This window comes from Sphingobium mellinum, assembly GCF_037860795.1.
Taxonomy (GTDB): Bacteria; Pseudomonadota; Alphaproteobacteria; order Sphingomonadales; family Sphingomonadaceae; genus Sphingobium; species Sphingobium mellinum.
Map to the genome: position 1 here is coordinate 1 of NZ_JBANRK010000034.1, position 16867 is coordinate 16867.

The following is a 16867-nucleotide window of genomic DNA, read 5'->3' on the forward strand; positions in this document are numbered from 1 at the left end:
CTGCCTCCGCTGTCGCGTACGGGCAGTGAATCACCTCAAGCCCTCAGACGCCACCGGTTTTTCGAGCCGTCCAGCTGCATAACCCAGGCCTCGGCCTTTCGGGTGGTCAGCAGCAACGTTTGTGCGTGGCGCGCGGCATTGCAGTCGAGCCTGAAATCCTCCTGCTGGACGAGCCTGCCTCGGCGCTGGCCCCGGTTTCGACCGCCAAGCTGGAAGCGACTCTGCTGGAGCTGAAGAAGGAATTCACGATAGTCATCGTCACTCATAATCTTCAGCAGGCCGCGCGCATCGCTGACTATACGGGCTTCATGTATCTTGGCCGGATGGTTGAGTTCGGTCCTACGAACAGCATTTTCATGAACCCGCAGTTGAGCCAAACCCATGATTATGTGACAGGCCGATTTGGTTGACGCACGGGCTCTCCGCTGTTTTGTGAGGCGTCCATGACCCAGATCAGTTTGGAGGCGCCCGAGGCCACGAAGTAGAGGTCATGCACGGGATCGTAGGCCAGCGCTTCGGCATCCTTCACTGATGGGAGCGGAACCGCATTCACAAACGCACCTTGGTCGGTGAGTTCGATCATCTGTTTCAATGTTCCGTCGAGCTCATGGATATGGCCCGTCAGCGGATCGATCTTCAGGTCTTCAGTGTCGAGATAGCCCAGGTGCCGGGTATCGAAGGATTTCCACCCATTCCGGTTCATATCCGCATGATTTGAAGTAATTGGCGCATTCGTCGGGCTGGAAGATATCGACGAACTTTCCGATCAGGCCCCAAAGCCCGCTGACGGCTCGCTCGCCTGCTTTGCGCAGCATTGCCTTCAGCCGGGAGAATGCCTTCTCGATTGGGTTGAAGTCCGGGCTGTAGGGTGGAAGGAAGCGCGGGGTTGCACCTGCCACCAGCATGCTGCATGCTGCATGAGTCACATCAGCGCAGTTCGTGTGGAAACCGCTCCAGGACTCAACTGATTCGCCAATAAAAATATTTTGAGCAAGAAATTCACAAATCAAAAGCCGCCTAGGAGACTATTCGGTTGTGATAACCGACTTGTCGCCCTCGCGCGGATCGAACGACATCCAGAGCTCTCGCAACCCGAATGGTGTGTATCCTTCCAGAGGACTGCAGCTGGCTTCGCCGCGGCTGAATCGGAAGTTTGTCATACGACGCGTCAGCGTCTGGAACGCCAGGCGCAGTTCAGTCCGTGCTAGCTGATTGCCGATGCACATATGAATGCCCGCACCGAACGCCAGATGGGACGCCGCATTTTTTCGCTGCAGGTCAACATCGGCGGGACAGGCGAACTGAGCGGGATCACGGTTGGCCGCGCCAAAGCGCACTTCCACAATAGACCCGGAAGGGATCGTCACGTCGCCAAATTGGATGTCAGCCAATGCTGTACGCCAAAGGCATTGCAGCGGCGTGGCGACGCGCAAAGCCTCATCGGTCAGGGCATTGGCAAGCGACGGATCGGCGTAGATCGCATCCGCGAGTGCGGGCTGTTCGATCATCAGGCGCATGCCCGAAGCCAATGTCGTTGTCGTCGTCTCGTTACCGGCAAGAAGAATCTGGAAGACAATACTCTGAAGTTCGCGATCAGTAAGGCGGCGGCCGTCCGTATCCAAATTGGCCAGACGGCTGATAAGCATGTCGTCCGGCGTAGTACGAACCCGCTCGATCTGGATCGCCATATATTGTTGCATTTCGATTATGACGCGCGCCAGTTCCAGCTGACGTTCGGGGGGCAGCGGACCGGTCGTTTCGACTGCCACGTTCGACCAGTATTTGAATATCGCCCGGTCTTCACGTGACACACCGAGTTGATCGGCGATGACGAACATCGGCAGCGGAATAGCGAAATCTTCGAGAAAATCGATCTCGTCGCGGTCGATGATGCCGTCGATAAGGTCTGCGATCATCTCGTCGATCGCCGGTTCGATCGCCTTTACCTTCGCAGAAGTGAAGGCTTTGTCGACCAGGGAGCGATATGTGCGATGCTCCGGCTGGTCGTTGGAGACCAGCGTGTCCATCGGCAACCATCCGTCCTTCGCGAACATGGCATTGGCTTCAGGGGTCCAGCGATCACCCAGAAAGGGTGTCTTGTTGCTGAGAATCGAGGGGCTCAGCAACGCTTTGCGGACGTCATCATATCGGGTGAGTACGTAATGCCCCGTCACCGGATCATGGAAAACCGGCAGCTCCTCGCGTAACCTATCATAGAACGGAAATGGGCATTTCTGAATTTCCGGGTCGGCAAAGCTGGGTGGGGATGCCGGCGTCATGGCCAATTATTCTCCTAATTATCGGCATTTTTTTGGCCCCAGTGCGACAGCGCCGGCGAAGGCCTTAACCCTTGTTGCGACGGATCCAGCTCCAAGTCAATAACTGGTGTGAGTCCTCACTCCAGGTTTTTTTCGTTCTGTGGCCTAATGAATCTCTGTAAGGCTCGCATGTTCTGCGGCAGTCCGAGTAAGGTAACATCGAGGTAAAAAGTGACGGGTTTGACGACGGTTAAGGCGCGACGGGAAGAACGATTCAGACGTCGCGAAACGCAGATTCTCGACGCCGCCCGCGCCTGCGTCCGCAACGAAGGGTTCCATGCCGCAACCATCAGCCGCATATGTGCCGAAGCCGGCATGGGCGTCGGCCACCTCTATAAATATTTCCCCACAAAGGAAGCGATCATGATCGCGCTAGTTGAGCGGGATTTCGAGGATTTTATGGCGCGCTTCACCCGATTGCGCGGTACGCGCAAGCCCAGTGTCGACTTGGTCATCGATGAGTTTATGAACGATACTTTGGGGATGCTGGATTATGATCGCGCGGCACTCGCGCTGGAGACGCTGGCGGAAGCGGCGCGCAATCCTAAATTCGCCGCGTTTGTCGCACGTGTCGACCGCCTGTTTCGCGATGAGTTCCGCAAGATACTAGGTTCTCTGCTGAAGGGCCGCGCAGAAAATGAAATCGATATGCGTGCCGACATGCTGCTTGCGGTGACGCGGGCCTTTGCGATCCATATCGGGACGCACCCCTCCAAAGACCCGCAATTTATTGCTGGATGTGAATTTGTGCTACGCGGCATTCTGTCACCACCCGCGGGGGCCTGAGTTCGACTTTGCGCATTTATGCAGCATAGCAGGGTGGACGAAGCCGGCCGATCCAGCTTCCAGGCGTTGCAGGGCACGCTGCCCAATGCCGCTTTACAGTCACGGAACTCTGATCGTTCCGCTTCACACGATTCCGGTGACATAATAGACGGCGATCGTCACGAAAACGGTCGCCGTCTTGATGCCGGTCAACGCCAGTATGTCGCGATAGGCCTGACGGTGGGTCAGGCCGGTAACGGCGAGCAGCGTGATGATCGCGCCATTGTGGGGCAGCGTATCCATGCCGCCGCTCGCCATGGAGGCGATGCGGTGCAGCACCTCGCGCGGGATGCCCGCCGCGTCGCCGGCGCGCGCGAACTCCTGGCCCAGTGCGGCAAGGGCGATGCTCATGCCGCCTGACGCCGAGCCGGTAATCCCTGCAAGGGACGTAATCGTCACCGCCTCGTTCAACAGCGGGTCGGATATGCGGCTCAATGCGCTGCGCACCGCGAGGAAGGCGGGCAAGGCGGCGATCACCGTACCGAAGCCATATTCGGACGCGGTGTTCATCGCCGCGAGCAGCGCCCCGCCGACCGCGGTGCGAACGCCCTCGTTGAAACGGGCCGCGATATTGCGATAGCCGCCGATCACCGTGGTCAGGATGCCAAGCAGCAGCGCGCCCTGAACCGCCCACAGGGCGCCCTGCTTCTTCACGTCGATCATAATCGGATGGGCAAGGCCAGGCAGCGTCAGGCTCTGGCTGTCGCCCAGCAGGCGTGGCAGCAGCATCGTCAAGATGAGATTGGCCAGCGCCACGACCAGCAGCGGCAGGATCGCCAGCGCCAGCGGGGGGAGACGGTCGCCGACGGGCGGCTCGGGCTCGTTCACGAGGATGGCGCCATAGCCCTCGCCCATGCGCGCAGCCCGCTTCCGGCGCGCTTCGAGATAGGCCATGCCCGCGCCGAAAATGAGCAGCGATGCGATGACGCCCAGCCCCGGTGCCGCCCAGGTCGTCGTGCCGAAGAAATTTGTGGGAATGATGTTCTGGATCTGCGGCGTGCCGGGCAGCGCATCCATGGTGAAGGTGAACGCGCCAAGCCCGATCGTCGCCGGCAGCAGGCGCTTGGGGATTTCTGCCTCGCGAAACAGGGCCGCGCCGAATGGATAGACCGCAAAGACCACGACATAGACCGACACGCCGCCATAGGTGAGCAGGGCCGCGACCAGCACGATCGCGATCATGCTGCGGTGCGGCCCCGCCATTCTGATGACCGCCGCGACGATGGCATTGGAAAAGCCCGAAATCTCGATCAGCTTGCCAAACAGCGCGCCCATCAGGAAAACGGGAAAATAGAGGCCGAGGAAATCCGCGACCTTGGCCATGAACAGGCCCGAGAAGGCGGCGGGAACCGCGCCTGGATCATAAAACGCGACCGCCAGCATGGCGAGTATGGGCGCGGCCAGGATGACGCTGAACCCGCGATAGGCGACGAGCATCAGCAGCAGGAGCGGCAGCGCCGCAAACAATATGCTCATCGCCGGTGTCGCACGTGGCGCGCTGCAAGCTTCGCGATGTCATTGACGCCCGCCAACACCATCGTCCGATAAAATTCCTCCTCCAGGATCGTCAGCGCGCGGCGCACGCCTGCTTCACCACCGGCGGCAAGGCCCCACAGATAGGGCCGCCCGATCGAGCAGGCGGTCGCACCCAGCGCGAGCGCCTTGACGACATCCGATCCGCGCCGGATGCCGCCATCGCAGATGAGATCGACGCCATCGCCGATCGCTTCGCGCGCCGCCGCGATCTGATCGACGGGCGCGGGTGCGCCGTCGAGTTGGCGTCCGCCATGATTGGACAGGATGACCCCGGTCGCCCCGGACGCGATCGCCCGTCGGGAATCCTCCGCCGTCATCACGCCCTTGATCGCCAGCGGGCCGTTCCATTCCCGCGCGAGCCATTCCACATCGCGCCAGTGGATCGACGGATCGAACTGCCCGCCGATATAATCGAACAGGCTCATCCCGCCGCCAGCAAGCGCGTCGACCCGGTGGCTGACATTGGCGAAATCGAACTTCGATCCGGTCAGCGCCGGAAGAGACCATCCGGGATGGAGCGCGAAACTCAGCATCGAACGCCAGGTCAGCCTGGGCGGGATCGAAAGGCCGTTCAGGCGGTCGCGCTCGCGATTACCAGCCACCGGCGTATCGACGGTCAGCGTCAGGCCATCGAAGCCCGCATCCCTACAGCGGGCGACGAACTCCGACGTCAGGCCGCGATCCTTGAAGATATAGATCTGAAACACCTTGGGACCCGCCGACGCATCCGCCAGCGCCTCCAGCCGCGTCGTACCCAGGGTCGACAGACTGTAAAGCAGCCCGTTCGCGGCGGTCGCCCGCGCCACCGCCAATTCCGCCTGGCCATGAAACATGCGTGTCAGGCCGGTCGGCGACAGCATCAACGGCCAGCGGACGGTCTTGCCGAACAGCGTGGTTTCCGTGCGCACCGATGACACGTCGGTCAGTATGTCGGGCACGATCTCGTAATCTGTAAAACTCTCTGCATTTCGCCGCAGCGTGACCTCGTCATCCGCCCCGCCGTCGATATAGTCGAAGATCGGGCGCGGTAGCGTGCGCCGCGCCCGATCGCGCAGCGCAGCAATGTTGTGCGCGTTCTCCAACCGAAACGTCATCATCTCACCCTTTTTCCAACTGTTCGCACCAAGACCTACGCCGCGTCGCATCATTGCGATGTGTCAAAGCATCTGGTCGGCTGTTGCCGATCCCTGTTCAGGCAACCGAGCCACTCCTGTCGGCATTGCCAGCGGGAGAGACGTGCATCGCACCTGTCGACAGGCGAGGTCGACGTCGACCAAGAGCAGCGGAAAGTTGCGCTGGACGAGGTTGATCGCCGGATAGCCCTTTGGCGCGAAGTCCGCTTCCCTGTCGATGAAGGGAAGCGGACTTACGAAGCGCATCCTTGCCGGATGCATTGTCCGGGCAAGCCGAACGGACGCCGTCGAGCCGAAGCTACGGTTCCATGAACCGTTGATTGCCAGGCCAGGCGGAACGCCACTTTTTTCGGCCGCGTCAGAACCGGTACGAAAGCTCGGCACCATATGTCCGCGGATCACCCCAGAAAGCCTGTTCTTGGGCAGGGAACGAGTTGTAGGTTTCATGAGCAAAATAGTCTTTATTGCCGATGTTCTTGGCGTACAGACGGATCTCGAACTTGTCTCCTTCCGGGGTGTAGGTCAAAAAGGCATTCTGGAGACTGTAGGGCGGCTGAGTGATACGACCGTTGAACTCACTGAAGTGCAGCCTGCCGCTCCAATAGGATTCTCCGCGCAGCTTCAGCTGCCCTCCCGCGACGTCGAAGGTGTACTGCAAGCCGACGTTGACAGACCAGGGTGCGGCGCGGTTGAGCCAGTTGCCAGCCAGCTGCTCCTGCCGCGTCGGATCGTTCTGCGACCTCGGGTCAAGCGCGCTGCACGCGCCAAGGAATGCCGCTTCATCGCAATTGATGAAATTGGTATATTTGGCGCTTTGGACCATACCGGCAATGTTCAACCGCAGCCTGTCGGTGATCGCCGCATCAAGATTGCCCTCGACACCCTTGATCTTGGCCGCTGCGGCGTTCGTCACGGCAAAGCCCCCCGCCGTGCCCAATGTTTGCTGGACCTGCAGGTTGCCATAATCATACCAGTAACCTGCGACGTTCAGTCGGACCTTGTTGTCGAGAAACTGGGTCTTCAACCCCACTTCATAGCCCTTGATCGTTTCGGGCTTAAACGCGTTTGCGCAGGTCCCCAACGCGACGCCGCCAGCTTTGACGCCCTCCTGCCAGGTGCCGTAAACCATGACACCTTTGGTCACATCGAACTGGCCCCCGACCTTCGGCGTCCAGGAGGTGAACTTCTGGTCGGTAACCAATATCGGAGCGCGAGTCCCGCAGGACGTGAGCTGATTCAGCGTCGTTTTCTTATCGATATTGTAGCGCAGACCGCCGATCAGCCGGAACCTGTCGGTTACCTTCACTGTCTGATCGGTGAACAAAGCGAACGACCGGGTCTTCAGTTTATTGGCGATTCCCCCGAAATAAACAAATGCGGGGCCACTGCCAAAATTACCAGACAACTCGGTTGCCCCAAAAACCTTGTCATGAAAATAATATGCTCCAAAAATCGAACTCAGGCGGCGATCGAATAAATCCGCATTGAGATTGAATTCCTGGGTGACTGTATCTGACTTATATCTCTGCCTTAACTCTATGAGCGTGTTTGCACTCATGTCACCATCAGTAAGGAAGTGATTCTTATATTTCTGATAAGCTGAAATCGAAGTCAGCTTGACATTGTCAGCAAGGTCCCAGCGGATCGTCGCGCTGGCGGCATACGTCTTCGTATCGTTGATGGGGAGGAGATTTGATACGATCGTGCGAGGCGCGTAACTTTGAACTCCCATCAAGCCCACCCAAAACGGGTTCCGCGAAGGCGATAGAACGGTGCTGATTAACATATCTTTCGTGCTGGAAAATGAGCCTTCGACATCGATCTGGAGCGTGTCTGTCGGCTCGAAGGCCAACACGCCACGAATAGCGGCGACGGAATAGTCACCATATTTGTTACTCGCTCCCGGCGCCAGGTTCTTAATGAAGCCCTTATCCCGGTTGTCCCACAGGCCTGATACCCGGAATCCGACCGTGTCGCTTATCGGCCCGGAGATGTAACCGCGCAGGCCATAGCTCTTATAATTGCCGACGTTTCCGATAATTTCGGCCTTAGTATCTTTCGTTGGCCTGCGCAGGATGTAGTTGATGACACCACCTGTGGCGTTCCGCCCATAGAGAGTGCCCTGCGGCCCTGAAAGCACTTCGATCCGCTCGAGATCGAACTGCGCTATATCGAGGGCATGCGCGCGCGGCTGATAAATCCCGTTGACGTGGATCGCCACAGACGCGTCTTCGAAGCCGCTGGTCGAGTTCGTGCTGATGCCGCGAAGGGTTACCATGTTGCTGCCAAAGGTCTTTCCGACGTTCAGCGACGGCACTTGCGTGATAAGATCCTCGAGCCCTCGATCTTCCGGCTTGCCAGATCCTCCTGCGAGAACGCGGCAATCGTCGCCGGAACATCCTGGATGCTTTCAGCTCGCTTCGTTGCAGTCACGATGATGTCGGCTTGGTCGCCTTTAGTGGCTGACGGGCTCGATGCATCAACTGATTGGGCAAAGGCGGCGTGCGCGCCGATGCCGAGCGACAGGACAGGCCGCGAGCAACGACGACGCCATATAAGATGATTTCAACATAAACCTCCCCTTTTTGTTAGATAGATCAATAAGATAAGTGATAGTTCGATTGATTTTTGTTCTTACATTATCAATTTTCTGCCGCGTCGATCAGCGGCAGGCGAAGCTGCCGGCCTGGTTGATATCGCCGCCGACATGGGTGACCTTCGTCGGATATTCGCACATCGGCAGGCTTTTGCCGACAGGCGTGTCGCCAAGCGACTTGAGCACGACATCGGCCGGCGCGACGCCCTTTTCCACCCAGCCCGTCAGCAGCGCGTAGAGTTCGCCCTGATGCGGCCTGATGAGCGGCGGATTGGCATCGGGATTGGTCGTGCCGTTGCGCGATCCGTGCGCCATGCCGGGGATCAGATAGAAGCGATAGAAGCTGCCAATGCCTTTCTGGCCGCCCATCTTCGCCAGCACCCGTTCATGATAATCGACCGACCCGAGATACGGCACCATTTCATCGTTGATGGCCTGAACGTGGATCAGCTTGCCGCCGCGCGCCTTGAAGGCGGTCAGGTCCGGATCGTCGGTGTTGAGTTCGCCGATCTGCGGGCTGAGCGCGATGCCGGCATCGAACGCCTGGGCCAGTTGCGCATAGCTCAGCGCCTTCCAGCCATCGGCGCCATTGGCTTTCGCATTGTGGAAGGAAGGCTGAGCGATCGTTGGGTTCTGCATCGCCAGCGCCACCATGTCGGTGCCGATCGCAAATGGCGCCCCCCCTGCCAGAACAAGGAGGTTGGTGCCGCGCGGCAGCCCATAATATTTGCGCTTGCCGGTAAGCGGGCCAACGCCATTGTCGACCGCCGGATCGGGCACGCTGCCGTCAATCGTCATGCCGTACCAGAACTTGTTGATCGCCAGCGCCTGTTTGCGCGTCACGCAGGCGGCTGTCTTGTTGTCGCCCCCGTCGGCCGCGCACAGCACCGCCTTGTCCTTGGTCGGATCATAACGGCAGGCGGCATTGTCGAGGATGAAGCCCATATGTTTGCCATCGACGACATCGCAGGCCCCGATCGCGGCGTTGGAGACCATGTTGAGCTGGTCGGCGGTCATATATCGGCCGCCCAGATCGCGCTGAATTACGATCTGCGGATAGACGTCCGCAATCGCCAGCTTCGTCAAGTTGACCGCCGGGACGAGCGAAATGATCCCGTCGAAATCCTGCGGGTAACGCTGCGCCTGCTTGAGCGCCTGACGGCCGCCGCTCGAAAGACCGTCCCAATAGGTATATTTGGGCGCGACGCCATAATAGGCCTTCGCCAAAGCCTTCGCCATGACGACCTGCTGATGGATGGCGCGCGACGCATAGTCGGTCAGCAGCGCCTTGTTGATCGACCCATCGGGGTTCATGGCAAAGGCGCCGCTGCCGACCCCGCCGCTATGGCCCGTGTCGGTGGTCGCGGTCACCGCGCCTTCCTGACCGGCCACGAAGGGCGCCGAACTGAGGTCATTGGACAGGGTGTAGGACGAAATCTTGGCAGGGTCGGCTTCCTCGGTGCCACCCCAGCCCGCGCCGCCGATGGCATGGACGCGGCCATTCCAGGCGCTCTTGACCGGCAGCCACACTTCGATGCCGATACCGGCAGAGGTCGAGGGCGCGCCCGCAGGCCCCGCATTGCCAGGGCCTACCAGCAGTTTCACAAGGCACAGGTCAGCGGTCGCCATCGTGGGCGGAGCGGAGGGATCGAACCGTTGATCCACCGGCATATTGGGGAAAGGGTCACCCTTCTTGAACGACTTGACCAGCAGCACCTTGGTCTGCGTGTTCGGCTTGAAGTTCGCCGCAATCGAGCCGTCGCAGCTGAGCGGCGCCGACTTGGATCGTGTGGCCGCATGCACTGGCAGTGCCGCAGAGGTTCCCGCCAGAATCCCAAGCGCCGTGAGCCATAGGGATGTTTTCATGATCTTCCTCTGCCGTTCATGCCGCAAAAAATGGAGTTTTGGACAGGGCCGCCGCTGGCTCATTGGTCCCGAACGCATCGATGTGGCCGGCGCGGATCATGGAGACGTCGACCAGACTGGTCGCGGCAGCCGACGGGTCGTGCGCGCCCTCAGCGCGGCGACATTGAGAAGCCGATTTGACGATGCCATCTCTGTCCCCTCCCCGTTGCGTTCCCGCGGTCCGCTACATGGAAATCATGAGAAGCGCCCGCTACTGGAGTTTTCCATCGGCGATCATCCGGTCATCTTCAAGCAACAAGTCCACATTGTGGACATAATTTGAATGTCGCAATATGTCCAAGCAAGGATATAGTTGGGTGGCGGGGCGCCGCGGCCCTGTTGGAGTTGCACATGAAAGCCAATCCCGCGCGCAAGGGCGTGCAGGCCATCGAGCGGGCGATATCGCTGATTGCCCTTATCGGTCGTGACAACCGTATCGGCATGCGCGCAAACGATCTGGCCCAGGCTTCGGGTCTGTCAACGCCGACCGTCCATCGCATTCTAAGGGCGCTGGAGGCTGCAGGCTATGTCGAACGCAACCCCGTTTCCGCCCGCTACTCGCTCGGATCGACGCTCATCGCCCTTAGTGCCACTGCGTCGATGCGCCACGATCTGGCCTCAGTGGCCGGTCCGTCTCTTGCCAGGATCGTGGAGGTTTCGGAGGACACCACCCTGCTCACGCAGCGGCAGGCCTGGCATAGCCTGTGCGTCGCCCGGGTCGATGGAACCTATCCGGTCCGATCGTTTCTGACCCATGTCGGGGATCGGCCCCCGCTCGGCATTCATTCGGCCGGGATCGCTATACTGGCTACGTTGAGCGACGACGAAATCGCACAGGCGATCGATCATAACGCGGCGGAAATCGCAGACCGTTTCCCCGCCTATGTGCCGGAACTGATCCTGGAGCATGTGCAAGCAACGCGGAAAGCGGGGTACGCTTTCAACGCGACCAATAAGGTCAGTCACGGGATCGCCGTTACGATTATCGGCATGGGGGGCAGATGTGTCGGCGCATTGTCGATCGGCGCAATACCCGACAGGATGCAGCCCGACCGCGTACCTCTTCTTGCAAAACTGTTACTCGAGGAGAAGCAGCAGATAGAGGCGCGGCTGGCAAACCCTGTGGCGGAACTGGTGCCGCTCAGCAACCTGCGACGCTGAGCGCGGCTAAGCTCCGCCTTTGATCAGAGGCGACGGGCAGTTGATGAAGGATTTGAGCGCGAAGCTGCTCTGAATATGCGCCACCCCGGCTATGCTGGTCAGTTGATCCAGGAACATGCGGTAGTTATCGGTGCCGGCCTTGGGCTCAATACCGAGGCGGCGACGGTCAACAAGATGTGCGGATCGCATGCAGGCCGCCATCAGGGCGCACAAGGCGCTGGCATCGGCGGCCGATGTCGTCGGCGCGGGCGGGATGGAAAGCATGAGCGATGCGCCCTATGCCTTGCCCAATCGCAGCGGCGCGCGTATCGGCCATGACCGCATCGTCGCAACCCTGCTCGCCGCGCTGGAAAATCGCGGCCTCAGGCGCGGCGTGGCCAGCCTTTGCATCGGCGGCGGCGAGGCCACCGCGATGGCGTTTGAACTGATCTGAAATTCCGGGAGGTCATTGGACTATGGATATCAACGGACTGGCCGTCATCGTCACCGGCGGCGCTTCGGGACTGGGGAAGGCGACTGCGGCCATGCTCGCGGCGAACGGCGCGAAGGTAGCGATATTCGACCTCAACGAGGATACGGGCAGGGTTGCTGCTGAGGACATCGGCGGCCTTTATGTCGGGGTGGATGTCGCCGACGATGCCAGCGTCACGTCGGGCCTCGATGTGGCGGAGGCGGCGCATGGCGTGGCCCGCATCCTCGTCAACTGCGCGGGGCTGGCCCCTGCGGCGAAGACTGTGGGCAAGGACAATGCGCCTCATTCGCTCGCCGTCTTCGCAAACACGGTCAAGGTCAATCTGATCGGCACCTTCAACATGATTTCCAAATTCGCTGCGCGCGCTTCAGCGCTCGAAGACATCGACGGCGAGCGCGGCGTCATCGTCAACACCGCCTCGGTCGCCGCCTATGACGGTCAGATCGGTCAGGCCGCCTACAGTGCTTCGAAAGGCGGCGTGGTCGGCATGACCCTGCCGATCGCCCGTGATCTCGCCGGTTACAAGATCCGCGTCATGACGATCGCGCCCGGCATTTTTCTGACGCCGATGGTGGAGAGTTTCCCGAGCCATGTGCAGGATGCGTTGGGCGCGCAGGTGCCCCACCCCAGCCGACTGGGCAGGCCCTCCGAATATGCCCAACTGGTGGAATCGATCGTGCGCAACCCGATGCTGAACGGCGAGGTCGTCCGCCTGGACGGCGCCATCCGAATGGCGCCAAGGTAGCAGCGCCGGTGCACGCGTGATGATCAGGTCGCAATGACGTTAGCCACAGGCCGTGAACGCCCGCGTCATTTGGCCCCTGAGTCCTGAAGCCGGCTGTCGCGGATCTCCCAAATCTGCCCGTCCGGGATGCCCGGACGCGTCCCCTGTGCGTCGGCTATCGAGAAGTTGATGGCCCCTTTCCTGACCAGCGACGGAGTTCAACCAGGACGATTGCGTTCGCGTCGATAGCCGCATCGGCGGAATTGGAGATGCCCCCGTTCCGGATTGATGGCAGGATCTGAGTTCAAAGTGAAACCGGTCTGTGTCGATACCTCCCTGCCAAGGATGCCGCATTGGCGTAGGCGCGATTTGCCGTGCTCTTCGCGAACATCTTATCAGGGCCATGACGGCCTGACGATCAACCGCCTCGACGCACAGGAAATTACTGATAGCCCCCTTCAACGGCTCATTGCACGATGAGCTGCTCAACGAAGAACGCATCGATAGCCTGGCCGATGCCCGTCAAAAGCTGGGTTCATATACCAATCACGCAATCGGGCTCAGCTCGCCGCGAACGCTGCGCTGCAGCGCCATGTCCCAGAAGGCCCCGTCGTCCTGCGCGGCATGGTCGATGTTTCGCAACAGTTGGAAGGGCACGGCAACCTGCGATCGCAAAGGAATGCGCACCACATCCACCCCGCCTGGGTCGTCACTTCCGAAGTCGAAGAATGCCGCGACATCTTCCGACGCACGCATCCGGACAGGCGCGCCTTCGGCCATTTCGGGCATTTCTATGAATCGGCTTCCCGCTTTAACCAGTGGTGCATAGGTCATGTCCCACAAGCCGGGATTGAGATTACGGGTAAACACCTGTACGCATTGACCCGTTAGGTCCGCGCTCTCAACCCACGGTCGGCGCGCCCACGGATGAGACCGGGCCACCGTCACCGCCAATCCGCAGTGCGCCAGGACTATGCGCTCGAACCGCGCGCTGTCGACCTGGCCCATCATGAAAGACAAGTCGATCTCCCCTGACTCGAGTTTAGCCAGCAGCGGAACTGACCAGGCGATTTCCAGCTCAAGGCTGATATCGGGATGCGCCAGTACGAAATCATTCAGCAACTCGTGCCGGTGCTGGATAATCTTGGTGCTGGGCGCAGCGCCGATCCGCAGCACGCGTCGCGCGCGACGACCCAGCTGGAGCGATAACCGGTCCGCGGCTTGAGACAAGCGAGCCATCTCCTCCGCCACCGGCAGAAAGGCTGCGCCCCGCTCGGTCAGGGCAACGCTGCGGGTCGTGCGATCAAGCAGCCGGAAGCCAAGCATATTCTCCAGCTTGGCGAGCCGCGCGGATAACCAGGGTTGCGCGACTTGCAGCCGCTGCGCTGCGCGGATGAAGGAGCGTTCCTGCGCGATGGCGGCGAATTCGATCATGAGCCTGGGATCAACCCGCACCGCTGTCTTCCCTCATCAGGCGCAGGATAATGTCGAAATTCGGCTTAATCAAGCTCTAATCGGGATTGGACTGCGCTCCGATCTAACCGCATTATTCCGATCCGAAACGCCAAATGCCCGAATGAACCCGTGACCGTGGCGCCGGTCGTCATAATGATGGAGAGGATATGTCAGCATCAACTGCAACCGTGGCAGAGCCTTCCTATTTCGAGGCTGCGGCCCGCTTCGATGCGCATGAGGCGGTGGCGTTCCTGGCGATGGATGACGGCGGAAACGTCAATGCCGCCGAGATTTGTTGCACGCGTCATGCCGGCGATCCGAGCCGGGTGGCGCTGCGTCATCGCGCGCCCGACGGCGCCACGCGCGACTGGACCTTTGCCGAACTCGACCGGGCGTCGTCGCGTTTTGCCGCGGTGCTGAGCGACCTTGGCGTTACGAAGGGGGATCGCGTGGCGGGGCTGTTGCCGCGCACGGCGGAACTGCTGATCACCATATTGGCGGCGTGGCGGATCGGCGCGGTGTATCAGCCGCTTTTCACCGCCTTTGGTCCCAAGGCGATCGAGCACCGGCTTCAGCTTGCCGATACGCGTGTCGTGGTGGCCGATGCCGCAAACCAGCCCAAGCTGACGGGACTTGATACGCGCGCTGCGACGATCATAGTGGGGTCAGCGGCCGACGGCAGGGATCTGGATTTCTGGTCCACTATCGACAGGAAGGCGGGCGACATCGCGCCGGTTCCGCTCGAACTCGACGACCCGTTCCTGATGATGTTCACCTCAGGTACGACAGGGTTGCCCAAGCCGCTATTCGTCCCGCTGCGCGCGATCGCCGGATTCGTCGGATATATGCGCTATGCGATCGATCTGCGTGCGGACGACCGTTTCTGGAACCTCGCAGACCCCGGCTGGGGCTATGGCCTTTATTATGCGGTGATCGGCCCGCTTGCGATGGGCATGACCACGGTCTTTCATGAAGGCGGCTTCAGCGTGGAGTCGACCTATGACACGATTGTTGAATATGGGATCACCAATCTGGCTGGCTCGCCGACCGCCTATCGTCAGTTTCTCGCCGCGGGACCGGAGATGGCGGCCCGCATCAGGGGCCGGCTACGCGTGGTCAGCAGCGCCGGCGAGCCGCTGAATCCCGAGGTGATCCGCTGGTTCGACCAGAATCTCGACGTCACGATCCATGATCATTACGGGCAAACCGAGCTTGGCATGGTGGTGTGCAACCATCATGGCCTTTCGCATCCGGTGCGGGTCGGATCGGCCGGCTATGCGGTGCCCGGCTACCGGGTCGTCATCCTGTCGCCCGACGATCGCGAACTGGGCTTGGGAGAAGCGGGCGAATTGGCCCTGGACCGGGCGCAATCGCCGCTGATGTGGTTTACCGGCTATACCGGGCGCGAGACGCCGGCGCTGACCGACGCCTATTTCCGCAGCGGCGACATGGCCGAACTGAACGACGACGGCAGCATTTCGTTCGTCGGCCGCTCGGACGACGTCATCACCACTTCGGGCTATCGCGTCGGCCCGTTCGATGTCGAGAGCGCGCTGCTCGAACATCCGGCGGTGATGGAGTCGGCGGTGATCGGAAAGCCCGATCCGGAACGGACCGAGATCATCAAGGCGTTCGTGGTGCTCAAGCCGGGATATGAGCCGGACCCGGCCCTCGCCGAGGCATTGCGGCTTCATGTCCGGTCTCGCCTGTCCGCGCATGCCTATCCGCGCGAGATCGCCTTCGTCACCGACCTGCCCAAGACGCCCAGCGGCAAGGTCCAGCGCTTCCTGCTGCGCCAGCAGGAGATCGCCCGGCAGCCTTCGGCCATATCATGACCATCAGTATCCAGCCCGATCCCGCCGTCTCGGCTTTCGATGCTGTCGCGGGGCGCCGTTCGATCCGCCGCTTCCTGCCCGATCCTGTGCCCGACGCGGTAGTGGACCGCATCCTGGCAGCCGCATCGCGCGCGCCCTCCGGGCAGAACATGCAGCCCTGGCTGGTGCAGGTTGTCACGGGCCAAACCCGCGCCCGCCTGTGCAGCGTGGTGGCCGACGCGGTCCGCGCGGGCGAGCGCAGCGACGAATATGCCTATTTCCCGGCGGAGATACGCGACCCCTATCGCGCGCGCCGGCGCAAGGTCGGCTTTGACCTTTTCGCCATCTATGGCGTTGGGCTCGACGATCATGCCGGCCGGCAGGAGGCGCTGCTGCGCAACTTTGATTTCTTTGGCGCTCCGGTAGGGTTGTTCTTCACGATGGAGCGCGACTGGGGCTATGGCGCGTGGATCGACATGGGCAACTTCATGACCAATGTCATGACGCTGGCGCCGGCCTTCGGCCTCGCGACCTGCCCGCAGCAGGCCTGGGCGGAATATGGCGCGGCGGTCCGCCAGGTGCTGGCGGTGCCGGACGATCATGTGATCGTCTCCGGCATGGCGCTCGGCATTCCGGACCCTCATGCGCCGGTCAACACCCTGGTGACGGAACGCGTCGCCACCAGCGAATTCGTCCGCTATTACCGTTGAGCCTGGAACTTTTAAGCGGGATCGAGCGCCTTTGCGTTACGAGCGAGTAGCATGGCGGGCGTATCCGCTCGCCAGCTACCGCAGGCGATAGAGATCAACATGATCGACATTTGCATGGCTGAATGAGACGGTATTCTTCTCAGAGCCTGATTCGAAATTATCAGCTGGTATTTCATGATCTTGCGATGCGACGGGCATAGAGTTGGATCGAGGCGATG

Annotated in this window: 16 protein-coding genes and 5 pseudogenes; 10 read left to right on the plus strand and 11 right to left on the minus strand. The window is 60.8% G+C overall.

What is annotated here, in order from left to right:
- Positions 1–71: 71 nt before the first annotated feature.
- A pseudogene (locus tag AAC640_RS17695) lies at positions 72–410 on the plus strand (phosphate ABC transporter ATP-binding protein); the annotation flags it as partial.
- Here AAC640_RS17695 and AAC640_RS17700 read toward each other — a convergent pair.
- The 3 genes and pseudogenes from AAC640_RS17700 to AAC640_RS17710 all read right to left on the minus strand — a co-directional run bounded on the left by AAC640_RS17700 (position 386) and on the right by AAC640_RS17710 (position 2279).
- The gene (locus AAC640_RS17700) at positions 386–703 is read right to left on the minus strand and encodes a hypothetical protein (RefSeq protein ID WP_340268671.1); all 318 of its coding nucleotides are present in this window, start codon (positions 701–703) and stop codon (positions 386–388) included. The pseudogene AAC640_RS17695 and the gene AAC640_RS17700 overlap by 25 nt on opposite strands.
- Positions 645–896 (minus strand): annotated as a pseudogene (locus AAC640_RS17705) (transposase); the annotation flags it as partial. The pseudogene AAC640_RS17705 and the gene AAC640_RS17700, both read right to left, overlap by 59 nt.
- 129 nt (positions 897–1025) lie before the next feature.
- Entirely contained in the window at positions 1026–2279 is a 1254-nt protein-coding gene (locus tag AAC640_RS17710) for a cytochrome P450 (RefSeq protein WP_340268673.1), read from the minus strand.
- 210 nt (positions 2280–2489) lie between these two features.
- On the opposite strand from AAC640_RS17710, the gene AAC640_RS17715 reads away from it, so the two are divergent.
- Entirely contained in the window at positions 2490–3104 is a 615-nt protein-coding gene (locus AAC640_RS17715; protein ID WP_340268675.1) for a TetR/AcrR family transcriptional regulator, read from the plus strand.
- A gap of 123 nt (positions 3105–3227) precedes the next feature.
- Here the strand turns inward: AAC640_RS17715 and AAC640_RS17720 are convergent, their stop codons facing one another.
- The 6 genes and pseudogenes from AAC640_RS17720 to AAC640_RS17745 all read right to left on the minus strand — a co-directional run bounded on the left by AAC640_RS17720 (position 3228) and on the right by AAC640_RS17745 (position 10274).
- Entirely contained in the window at positions 3228–4619 is a 1392-nt protein-coding gene (locus AAC640_RS17720) for a GntP family permease (RefSeq protein ID WP_340268677.1), read from the minus strand.
- Positions 4616–5773: an alpha-hydroxy acid oxidase gene (locus AAC640_RS17725; RefSeq protein ID WP_340268679.1), complete on the minus strand. Its 1158-nt coding sequence runs from the start codon at positions 5771–5773 to the stop codon at positions 4616–4618. Before AAC640_RS17725 ends, AAC640_RS17720 begins: the two co-directional genes overlap by 4 nt.
- Positions 5774–5836: 63 nt before the next feature.
- Complete coding sequence (locus tag AAC640_RS17730; protein ID WP_340268681.1) at positions 5837–6058, minus strand: hypothetical protein; 222 nt, start codon at positions 6056–6058, stop codon at positions 5837–5839.
- A 112-nt stretch (positions 6059–6170) separates the two neighbouring features.
- Positions 6171–7598 carry a TonB-dependent receptor gene (locus AAC640_RS17735; protein ID WP_340268699.1) on the minus strand — a complete coding sequence of 476 codons (1428 nt, stop codon included), beginning with the start codon at positions 7596–7598 and terminating at the stop codon, positions 6171–6173.
- A gap of 312 nt (positions 7599–7910) precedes the next feature.
- A pseudogene (locus AAC640_RS17740) lies at positions 7911–8147 on the minus strand (TonB-dependent receptor plug domain-containing protein); the annotation flags it as partial.
- Between the two features lie 327 nt (positions 8148–8474).
- The gene (locus AAC640_RS17745; protein WP_340268683.1) at positions 8475–10274 is read right to left on the minus strand and encodes a tannase/feruloyl esterase family alpha/beta hydrolase; all 1800 of its coding nucleotides are present in this window, start codon (positions 10272–10274) and stop codon (positions 8475–8477) included.
- Here AAC640_RS17745 and AAC640_RS17750 point away from each other — a divergent pair.
- The 6 genes and pseudogenes from AAC640_RS17750 to AAC640_RS18435 form a co-directional block, all read left to right on the plus strand.
- Positions 10273–10596 carry a hypothetical protein gene (locus AAC640_RS17750; RefSeq protein ID WP_340268685.1) on the plus strand — a complete coding sequence of 108 codons (324 nt, stop codon included), beginning with the start codon at positions 10273–10275 and terminating at the stop codon, positions 10594–10596. The genes AAC640_RS17745 and AAC640_RS17750 overlap by 2 nt on opposite strands.
- A 68-nt stretch (positions 10597–10664) precedes the next feature.
- On the plus strand, positions 10665–11474 hold the full coding sequence (locus tag AAC640_RS17755) for an IclR family transcriptional regulator (RefSeq protein WP_340268687.1): 810 nt from the start codon (positions 10665–10667) through the stop codon (positions 11472–11474).
- A gap of 123 nt (positions 11475–11597) precedes the next feature.
- Positions 11598–11814 (plus strand): annotated as a pseudogene (locus AAC640_RS17760) (thiolase family protein); the annotation flags it as partial.
- Between the two features lie 6 nt (positions 11815–11820).
- Positions 11821–11907: a hypothetical protein gene (locus AAC640_RS17765; RefSeq protein ID WP_340268701.1), complete on the plus strand. Its 87-nt coding sequence runs from the start codon at positions 11821–11823 to the stop codon at positions 11905–11907.
- A gap of 22 nt (positions 11908–11929) precedes the next feature.
- On the plus strand, positions 11930–12691 hold the full coding sequence (locus AAC640_RS17770; protein WP_340268689.1) for an SDR family NAD(P)-dependent oxidoreductase: 762 nt from the start codon (positions 11930–11932) through the stop codon (positions 12689–12691).
- Positions 12692–13118: 427 nt separating this feature from the next.
- Positions 13119–13202: pseudogene (locus tag AAC640_RS18435) on the plus strand (integrase core domain-containing protein); the annotation flags it as partial.
- Positions 13203–13216: 14 nt separating this feature from the next.
- Here AAC640_RS18435 and AAC640_RS17775 read toward each other — a convergent pair.
- Entirely contained in the window at positions 13217–14125 is a 909-nt protein-coding gene (locus AAC640_RS17775; RefSeq protein WP_340268691.1) for a LysR family transcriptional regulator, read from the minus strand.
- A 167-nt stretch (positions 14126–14292) separates the two neighbouring features.
- Here AAC640_RS17775 and AAC640_RS17780 point away from each other — a divergent pair, with 167 nt between their 5' ends.
- Together AAC640_RS17780 and AAC640_RS17785 are read left to right on the plus strand one after the other, a co-directional pair.
- The gene (locus AAC640_RS17780) at positions 14293–15960 is read left to right on the plus strand and encodes an AMP-binding protein (protein WP_340268693.1); all 1668 of its coding nucleotides are present in this window, start codon (positions 14293–14295) and stop codon (positions 15958–15960) included.
- On the plus strand, positions 15957–16649 hold the full coding sequence (locus AAC640_RS17785; protein ID WP_340268695.1) for a nitroreductase: 693 nt from the start codon (positions 15957–15959) through the stop codon (positions 16647–16649). Before AAC640_RS17780 ends, AAC640_RS17785 begins: the two co-directional genes overlap by 4 nt.
- A gap of 11 nt (positions 16650–16660) precedes the next feature.
- Here AAC640_RS17785 and AAC640_RS17790 read toward each other — a convergent pair.
- On the minus strand, positions 16661–16867 hold a 207-nt coding region (locus AAC640_RS17790), incomplete at its 5' end, for a hypothetical protein (RefSeq protein WP_340268697.1).